The organism is Sphingomonas sp., assembly GCF_035555815.1.
Classification (GTDB): Bacteria; Pseudomonadota; Alphaproteobacteria; order Sphingomonadales; family Sphingomonadaceae; genus Sphingomonas.
The window spans coordinates 1-8,522 of the sequence record NZ_DATMGG010000171.1 but is presented as its reverse complement, the minus strand read 5'-3'; the positions used below and the strand labels follow the sequence as shown (position 1 = coordinate 8,522).

Sequence of the window (8,522 nt, the reverse complement as noted above, 5' to 3'; positions counted from 1 at the left end):
CTTTGGGGGGAGCACTATCGCGTCCGCTCATCCTCGAGAGGATGGCCGGGACGGAGGGGATAACGGCGACGGGCGTCCGTGGTTCCACGCTTCGTCGCATGTTCCACGCTTCGTCGCATCGATGCACCGCTACGCGGGGCGCCGGCGATCAATATTCGTAGTCGTAGTCGCCGTAGCCATAATCGTCATCGTAATAGCGATCCCGATCCGCCGCGATCGCCGCGCCGACCGCAAGGCCGACGACCCCGGCCGCCAGCGCGGCGCCGTCGTCATAATAGCCGTAGCCATAGGGCGATCCGTAATAGCCGCCGCGATAGCGTGGCCCGTAATAGCGCGAATAGCGTGAATAGGAGCGATCGACGTAGCGCGGCGCGACGTAACCGCGCGGCCCGCGATAGTCGCGATAAACCCGGCTGGTGTTGCCGCGATACACGCCGCCGTTGCCGCGATAGGCGCTGCCGCCACCGCGATAGCTGCCGCCGCCATAGTGCGATCCCGATCCGCCGCGATAGCCGCCGCGCTGCGCCTCTGCCGGGATCGCCGCGATGATCGCGCCGCCGATCGCCAGCGTCGCAACGCAATTCTTCAAGAAACGGTTCATACTACCTCCATCGGATCGGCACCGCGCCGGGGTAAGGCCCCGCGTGAAGCGACTCGAGCGCGTCAGGTAGCGATATGGTGTGGAACGCAGGCTGAACCAGATGGCGGCGCGCCTAAAAATCATGGGCGCCGACCGGGTGCATCGGTGCGCTACGATCCGGTGAAGCTGCCGTCCTGCGCCGCGCGCACACCGACCTCGGCGTCGCCGGCCTCGATACGGCGGATCACCGGCCGTTCCCACCGGGTGCGATTGCCAGACTTGGCCCGCTGCCCGCTCACCGCTGCTGCTTTCATACCACGTCCCCTTGGCGAATGGTAAATGCTGTGCCCGCCGCACCACGGCAAGTCAATCGCGACGCGGGCGTTGCGGTGCCAGTGGCAAAACCGGTAAACGTGCCTGTGAAACGCAACCGGGGACTGACAGCATGGGCGAGATGATCGCGAAGCGCCGCGGCGGGCTGATCGAGGCGGAGGTCGACGGCGAATTGCTCGGCCTCCACGTCGACAACGGCGCCTGCTATGGCTTCAACCCGACGGCGACGCGGATCTGGGCGTTGATCGAGACGCCGCAGAGCGTGACCGGCCTGTGCGAGACGCTGAGCAGCGAATTCGAGGTCGCGCCCGACGAGGCGCGCCCCGATGTGATCGCCCTGCTCGAGGAATTGCAGCGCGAGGGGCTGGTCGACCTGGACCCGGCCTGAGGTGACCCAGGCCTTTGACGCGGTCGTCGTCGGCGGCGGGCACAACGGGCTGGTCTGCGCCTTTTACCTCGCCCGCGCCGGGCTGAAGGTCTGCGTGGTCGAAGCGCGCGCGGTGGTCGGCGGCGCGGCGGTGACCGAGGAATTCGCGCCCGGATTCCGCAATTCGACCGCCAGCTATACCGTCAGCCTGCTCCAGCCGAAGGTGATCGCCGACATGCGGCTGCACGATCGCGGCTATCGCGCGGTGCTGCGCCCGCTCGCCAATTTTCTGCCGCTGCCCGACGGGCGATCGCTGGCGATGGGCGGCGGCATGGCCGCGACCCAGGCGGAGGTCGCACGCTTCTCCGCTGCCGATGCGGATGCCCTGCCCGCCTATGGCGCGGCGCTCGATCGGATCGCCGACGTGCTGCGCGACCTGGCGCTGCAAATCCCACCCAACGCCGGCGAGGGGCTGGCGACCCTGATCGACGCCGCGCGGCAGGGTCGGCGGATCGGGCGGCTCGACATCGACGCCCAGCGCGACCTGATCGAGCTGTTCACGCGCAGCGCGCGCGAGTTCCTCGACCGCTGGTTTGAAAGCGATCCGATCAAGGCGGTGTTCGGGTTCGATTCGGTGGTCGGCAACCATGGCGGGCCGAGCACGCCGGGTTCGGCCTATGTCCTGCTCCACCACGTCTTTGGTCAGGTGAACGGCGAAAAGGGCGCCTGGGGCCACGCGATCGGCGGCATGGGGGCGATCACCCAGGCGATGGCGGCGGCGTGCGCGGAGGCGGGGGTGACGATCCGCACCGAGGCGCCGGTCGCGCGGATCGCGGTCGAGGGCGGCATGGCGAGCGGCGTCCAACTGGCCAGCGGTGAAGTGATCGCTGCCTCCATCGTGGTCGCCAATGTCGGCCCAAAGCCATTGTACGAAAAGCTGGTCGATCCCGCCGACCTGCCGCCCGATTTCCGCGCGCGGATCGCCGGCTATGCGGTTGGATCGGGCAGTTTCCGCATGAACGTGGCGCTGGCCGATCTGCCGCGCTTCACCGCGCGGCCGCAACCGGGGCCGCATCACAGCGCGGGCATCATTCTCGCCCCGACCCTCGACTATATGGACGCGGCGTTCGATGTGGCGCGTGCCGACGGCTGGACGCGCCAGCCGGTGGTCGAGATGCTGATCCCCTCGACGCTCGACGACAGCCTGGCGCCGCCGGGTGCGCATGTCGCCAGCCTGTTCTGCCAGGGGTTTTCCCCTGCCCTGCCCGCCGGCCGATCCTGGGACGAGGAACGCGAGGACGCCGCCGATGCGATCCTCGACGTCGTCGAGAGCCATGCGCCCGGTTTCAAGGCGTCGGTGATCGCCCGCCAGATCCATTCACCGCTCGATCTGGAGCGCAAGTTCGCCCTGGCCGGCGGCGATATCTTCCACGGACGCATGTCGCTCGACCAGCTCTGGGCGGCGCGGCCGGTGCTGGGCCACGGCAGCTATCGCGCGCCGATCGCGGGGCTGTGGATGTGCGGCGCCGGCACCCATCCCGGCGGCGGCGTCACCGGCGCGCCGGGGCATAACGCCGCCCGCGCGATCCTGCGCAGCCGCGGCCTTGCGGGATGGTTTCGCCGCCGCTGAACACCGACCCGGCAGCACCGGGAGCGCCTCTGGTCGCGCGCGGCTTGGCGGGCGGAGCGGCCTTTGACAGGGCGCGACGATGTCGACCCGTACCAAGCTTGCCCGCCGCTTCGCCCTGCTGTCCGGCCTGTTGATGGCCTCCGCGGCCTGTTTCGCGGGAGATCCCGCCCCGGCGCTCGGCCGCCTCACCATCAGCGGGACGGTCGCCGCCGCCGATGGCGCCGCGCTCGACGGCGGCAAGGTGATCGCCTGTTCCGCGCCGTACAAGGCGTGCAAGACCCAGGTCGAGGCACCGCTGCGCCGCGACGGCACCGGCTATGCCTTTACACTGACCGTGCCCGATACCGGACCCTATCAGATCGTCGCGTGGAAGGACGTCGACGGCAACAACGACGCCTCGCCCGGCGACTATCTCGGCATGGCACGCGATGGGGCGGCGGTCACCGCGCCGGCCGCACTACCGCGCATCGCGGTGAAGCGGGTCGAGGGCACGGCGGCGACCGTCGCGGCTGCCGGAACGGGCTCCGGCGGCGCCGTGACGGGGAGTTGGTCGCAATCCTCGACCACGCGCGAACTGGTGCTGATGCCGAAGATCAAGTTCCAGCCCTCCCTCGCTACCGGCTATGGCACCAATCTGGGCGGAACGTTCGGCGCGGGATCGGCGACCAACACGGTCATCGTCAACGAATCGACATCGGTGACGGTCAATCGGTCGATGACGCTGACGATCCGCCCCGATGGCGGCTTCAGCTGGCGGATCACCAGGAGCTATCCCGAAGGGTCGTGCACCAAGACGGTCAACCAGGTGAAGGAAGGTCGCGCCACCGCGTCAGGCGGATCGCTGACCTTCGCCATCGAGCGCGGCACCGAGCAATGGAGCGGCTGCGGCAAGGCGGGATCGGGCGCGATCGGCCCGTCGCGTGAGAGCTACAGCTATCGCGCCGCGGGCGCCGCGCTGACGATCAGCGGTTCGGGCGGGGTCAACTGGGCGTTCCATCGCTGAGGCGGACTTGAAGCGATGCCACGCGCGCCTCTAAAGCGCATTCATGACGCTCCGCCTCTACAACAGCCTGACCCGGCAACTCGACGAGTTCCACCCGATCCACCCCGGTGAGGCGCGGGTCTATTCGTGCGGGCCGACGGTCTACAATTACCAGCACATCGGCAACATGCGCGCCTACATCTTCGCCGATACGCTGGGGCGGACGCTCAAGTTGAAGGGCTATGACCTCTCCCACGTCATCAACATCACCGACGTCGGCCACCTGACATCCGACGCCGATGCGGGCGAGGACAAGATGGAAAAGGCGGCGGCGGGCAGCGGCCAGTCGATCTGGGAGATCGCCGCGCATTACACTCACGCCTTCAAGCGCGACGTCGCCCGGCTCAACATCACCCCGCCAAAGCTGTGGTCGGTCGCGACCGATCACATCGCCGAGATGATCGATTTCGGAAAGGCGATCGAGGGCAATTGCTACCAGATCGACAGCGGGCTGTATTTCGACACCGCCACCGTGCCCGACTATGGCGCGCTCGCGCGCACCGTCGCCGACGAAGGCGAAAGCCGGATCGATCCTGTCGCCGGCAAGCGCCACCCACAGGATTTCGCGATCTGGCGCACCTCCCCGCCCGGCGAGCAGCGGCAGATGGAATGGGACTCGCCATGGGGCAAGGGTGCGCCGGGCTGGCACCTCGAATGCTCGGTGATGAGCCTCAAGCACCTCGGCCACCCGTTCGACATCCACACCGGCGGCATCGACCACCGCGAAATTCACCACCCGAACGAGATCGCCCAGAACCAGGCGCATTGCGCCTGCCCGAACCCCGGCGCGAACATCTGGATGCACAACAATTTCCTGGTAGATCGCGGCGGCAAGATGTCGAAGTCCACCGGCGGGTTCCTGACGCTCCAGACGCTGGTCGACGCCGGCGTCCACCCCCTCGCCTATCGCCTGATGTGCCTGCAGGCGCATTACCGCAGCGAATTGGAGTTCACCTGGGACAATCTGTTCGCGGCGCTGACCCGGCTGAAGCGGCTGGTGCAGGGGATCGAGAAGATCGCGCACCGGTTCGACGCCGAACCGCGGGGATCTCTGGACGTCGCCGAGGTGCGCGAGGTCGAGGACGCGATGAGCGACGACCTCAACACGCCGCGCGCGCTGGTGCTGCTGGAGAATGTCGTGGCAGGCAAGGGCCATGCCGGCGATCGCTACACCGCGATCCGCAAGATCGACCGCGTGCTCGGGCTGCGGCTGGCGACGCTGCACCGCACCGATCTGCGCCTGCGCCCCGCCGACGCCGCGATCGACGCGGAGACGATCGAGGCCCGACTCGCCGAGCGCAAGGACGCGCGCGCCGCGAAGGATTTCGCCCGTTCCGACGCCATCCGCGACGAACTGGCGGCGGCGGGGGTCGAGGTGATGGACGGCGATCCGCTGGGCTGGGACTGGAAGCTGTAGGAGCAGACAAGCGCTCGCGTCGCGCGGGTTCACTTTCAATCCAGCCTTCACTCTGACGGCATCAGGCTCTGGACGCGCGTGCGGGCGCGGATATGCTGCCGCGATGAAAGCCGTACTTCCCGGGCTCGCCCGCCCCCTCCTGGAACCGCACCTGCCAGCCGCGCTCGACGTGCACTGGTTCACCAGTCGCGACGAGGCGAGAGCGATGATCGCCGACGCCGACATCGCCTGGGTCGACATGCAGCGCGGATCGGACACCGCCGCGCTGGTCGCGGCGGGGCAGCGTCTCAAATGGGTGTCGACCATCTATGCCGGGATCGACCCGTTCGACCTGGCGCGATTGAAGGCAAACGGCACGACCCTGACCAACGGCGTCGGCATCAATGCGCTGGCGGTCGCCGAATATGCGGTGATGGGCATCCTCGCCGCCGCCAAACGCTACGACCAGGTTGTCCGCGCCGCCGACCGTCACGAATGGCCGATCGACGCGCCGGGTAAGATCGAATTGTTCGGGAGCAACGCGCTGATCGTCGGCATGGGGGCGATCGGCCGGCTGGTTGGTGAACGGCTGGCGGCTTTCGGCGTAGCGGTGACCGGTGTCACCCGATCCGGCCGCGACGGCACGCTGACGCCCGATGCGTGGAAGGTGCGGCTGGGCGAGTTCGACTGGGTGGTGCTCGCCGCGCCCTCGACCGACGCGACGCACACCATGATCGGCGCGGCCGAGCTGGAGGCGATGAAGCCGACCGCGTGGCTGGTCAACGTCGCGCGCGGCGACATGATCGACCAGGACGCGCTGGTCGATGCGCTCAACAGGCGACACATCGCCGGGGCGTTCCTCGACACCGTATCCCCCGAACCTCTCCCGCCCGAACACCCGTTGTGGACGACCCCCAACACGCTGATGACGATGCACCTGTCGGGCCGCAGCCAGACCGGGATGTTCCAGCGCGCGACGGCGCTGTTCCTCGACAATCTCGACGCGTTCATGTCCGGGCGCCCGATGCGCAACGTCGTCGATCTCGATCTGGGGTATTGAACCCGCCAGCCACGCCTCCGGCATCGTATTGAGTTTCATATTGACACTTATCTTCGGGGCGGTATGTTGACGTCATCAACATCGTCATGGAGTCGCTTGGGATGGCCAGCGCGATCGAAACCCTCATTCGTGGCACGGTAACCAGGGGGATCGGCGCGGTCGCCGATTTCAACCGCAAGCGCCTGCCCGTCCCCACCGCGCCGCATCCGTTCCTCACCGGCATCCACGCCCCGATGACCGAGGAAAAGACGCTGGAGGCGCTGACGGTCACCGGCACGATCCCGCCCGGGCTCGACGGCCGCTATCTGCGCATCGGCCCGAACCCGATCGCGCCCGATCCGGCCAGCTATCACTGGTTCACCGGCGACGGCATGGTCCACGGCGTGCGCATCGAGGATGGCCGGGCGCTGTGGTACAAGAACCGCTGGATCCGGTCGCGCCGCGTGGCGGAGCATAGCCCCCTTCCCGCCGCGCCCGGCCCGCGCAACGGCACTTTCGACACGGTCAACACCAATGTGCTGGGCATCGGCGGCCGCATCTTCGCGCTGGTCGAGGCGGGCAGCTTCCCCGTCGAGTTGTCCGACGATCTGGAGCAGGAGACCTATAACCCGTTCGACGGCACATTGGGCAGCAGCTTCACCGCGCACCCCCATCTCGATCCGCTGACCGGCGAGAACCACGCCATCGCCTATCTCGCCACCGATCCCGGCAAGGTGCGGCACGTAGTCGTCGACGCCGCCGGCCGCGTCGTGCGTGAGGAGCCAATCGCGGTCAGCCATGGCCCGTCGATCCACGATTGTGCGATCACCGAACATTATGTCGTGATCCTCGATCTGCCGGTGACCTTTTCGATGAAGGCGCTGATCGGCGGCCACGGCTTCCCCTATCGCTGGAACCGCGATCATCAGGCGCGGATCGGCCTGATGCCGCGCGCCGGCACCCAGGACGATATCGTGTGGATCGACATCGATCCCTGCTACATCTTCCACGTCGCCAACGCCTTTGAGGACGATGACGGGCGCGTGGTGCTCGACGCGGTGACCTATGCGACGATGTTCGACGACAGCACGCAAGGGCCTGATGCGGTGGCGCGCGGCCTCGAACGCTTCACGCTCGATCCGGTGGCGCGCACCGCGCAGCGCCGCATGATCGATTCCACGCCGCAGGAATTCCCCCGTCCCGACGAACGCCGGTTCGGCCAGCGTTATCGCTACGTCTACACGCTCGCCCTGCCGACGGAGGGGGCGTTCATCGGCGACAGTCGGCTGTACAAGCACGACCTCGACGCCGGCACCCGACAGACGCATGATTTCGGCGAAGGCCGCTATCCCGGCGAGTTCGTGTTCGTCGCCGCCGCCCCTGACGCGGCGGAGGATGACGGCTGGCTGATCGGCCTGGTGGTCGATCTCCCCCACGAGACCACCGATCTCGTCATCCTGAATGCACGGGACTTCGACGGGCCGGCACAGGCCAGTATCCGCATCCCCCATCGCGTCCCACCCGGCTTCCACGGCAATTGGGTGGCGAGCCGCTAGCCGGCTCGCAATCCCTGATCCGGCGCACGCCGGATAGGGGATAAGAACGCGATTACCCCATCGGGGAAATTCGTCCTTGCCTCCGATTACCCGAACCGGGTAAGCGCCGCGCATGACGACGCTTGCCGGTTCCAAGATCCGCCGTTTCCGCGAAGACCGCGGCCTCACCCGCGCCGCTTTCGGCGCCTGGTATGATTCGCCCGGCAGCACCGTTCAGGGATGGGAGGAGGATGGCAAGCGCGCCCATCCCAAGGTGGTCAACCAGATCGCCGCCAACGGCATCGCCGACCATTCCGACTGGTTCGTGAAGACCCCGCAGGAGAATGACATGGCCGCCCAATGGGCCCCCGACAGCTGGACCGCGCATGAGGCGCGCCAGCTCCCGACCTATCCCGACGCGGCCGCGCTCAACGCCACCACCGCCCAGCTCGCCAGCTATCCACCGCTGGTGTTCGCGGGCGAGGCGCGCAACCTGACCGCCGATCTGGCCGAAGTCGCCGGCGGCCGCGCCTTCCTGTTGCAGGGCGGCGACTGTGCGGAAAGCTTCGCCGAGTTCCACCCGAACAACATCCGCGACAC

Annotated in this window: 9 protein-coding genes; 7 read left to right on the top strand and 2 right to left on the bottom strand. The window is 67.8% G+C overall.

Annotation, left to right across the window (positions count from 1 at the left end; all coding sequences use genetic code 11):
* Positions 1 to 148: 148 nt before the first annotated feature.
* Positions 149 to 601, bottom strand: coding sequence for a hypothetical protein (locus tag VNR91_RS09545; protein WP_325490532.1), 453 nt, complete (start codon positions 599 to 601; stop codon positions 149 to 151).
* Between the two features lie 149 nt (positions 602 to 750).
* Positions 751 to 894, bottom strand: a complete 144-nt coding sequence (locus VNR91_RS09540) for a hypothetical protein (protein ID WP_325490531.1) — start codon at positions 892 to 894, stop codon at positions 751 to 753.
* Between the two features lie 131 nt (positions 895 to 1,025).
* Here VNR91_RS09540 and VNR91_RS09535 point away from each other — a divergent pair, with 131 nt between their 5' ends.
* The 7 genes from VNR91_RS09535 to VNR91_RS09505 form a co-directional block, all read left to right on the top strand.
* Positions 1,026 to 1,301, top strand: coding sequence for a PqqD family protein (locus VNR91_RS09535; protein ID WP_325490530.1), 276 nt, complete (start codon positions 1,026 to 1,028; stop codon positions 1,299 to 1,301).
* Between the two features lies 1 nt (position 1,302).
* Positions 1,303 to 2,910, top strand: coding sequence for an NAD(P)/FAD-dependent oxidoreductase (locus VNR91_RS09530; RefSeq protein WP_325490529.1), 1,608 nt, complete (start codon positions 1,303 to 1,305; stop codon positions 2,908 to 2,910).
* A gap of 79 nt (positions 2,911 to 2,989) precedes the next feature.
* Positions 2,990 to 3,913, top strand: coding sequence for a hypothetical protein (locus VNR91_RS09525; RefSeq protein ID WP_325490528.1), 924 nt, complete (start codon positions 2,990 to 2,992; stop codon positions 3,911 to 3,913).
* Between the two features lie 43 nt (positions 3,914 to 3,956).
* Positions 3,957 to 5,369, top strand: coding sequence for a cysteine--tRNA ligase (cysS, locus tag VNR91_RS09520; RefSeq protein ID WP_325490527.1), 1,413 nt, complete (start codon positions 3,957 to 3,959; stop codon positions 5,367 to 5,369).
* Positions 5,370 to 5,472: 103 nt separating this feature from the next.
* Complete coding sequence (locus tag VNR91_RS09515; protein WP_325490526.1) at positions 5,473 to 6,408, top strand: D-2-hydroxyacid dehydrogenase; 936 nt, start codon at positions 5,473 to 5,475, stop codon at positions 6,406 to 6,408.
* A 101-nt stretch (positions 6,409 to 6,509) separates the two neighbouring features.
* Positions 6,510 to 7,943 (top strand): carotenoid oxygenase family protein, encoded by a 1,434-nt coding sequence (locus VNR91_RS09510; RefSeq protein WP_325490525.1) that lies wholly within the window; start codon positions 6,510 to 6,512, stop codon positions 7,941 to 7,943.
* Between the two features lie 112 nt (positions 7,944 to 8,055).
* On the top strand, positions 8,056 to 8,522 hold a 467-nt coding region (locus tag VNR91_RS09505; RefSeq protein ID WP_325490524.1), incomplete at its 3' end, for a 3-deoxy-7-phosphoheptulonate synthase.

Bases quoted from the DNA above. Each gene is read 5' to 3' on its own strand.
- VNR91_RS09545 (WP_325490532.1), bottom strand. From the start codon at position 601: ATGAACCGTTTCTTGAAGAATTGCGTTGCGACGCTGGCGATCGGCGGC.
- VNR91_RS09540 (WP_325490531.1), bottom strand. From the start codon at position 894: ATGAAAGCAGCAGCGGTGAGCGGGCAGCGGGCCAAGTCTGGCAATCGC.
- VNR91_RS09535 (WP_325490530.1), top strand. From the start codon at position 1,026: ATGGGCGAGATGATCGCGAAGCGCCGCGGCGGGCTGATCGAGGCGGAG.
- VNR91_RS09525 (WP_325490528.1), top strand. From the start codon at position 2,990: ATGTCGACCCGTACCAAGCTTGCCCGCCGCTTCGCCCTGCTGTCCGGC.
- cysS (WP_325490527.1), top strand. From the start codon at position 3,957: ATGACGCTCCGCCTCTACAACAGCCTGACCCGGCAACTCGACGAGTTC.
- VNR91_RS09515 (WP_325490526.1), top strand. From the start codon at position 5,473: ATGAAAGCCGTACTTCCCGGGCTCGCCCGCCCCCTCCTGGAACCGCAC.
- VNR91_RS09510 (WP_325490525.1), top strand. From the start codon at position 6,510: ATGGCCAGCGCGATCGAAACCCTCATTCGTGGCACGGTAACCAGGGGG.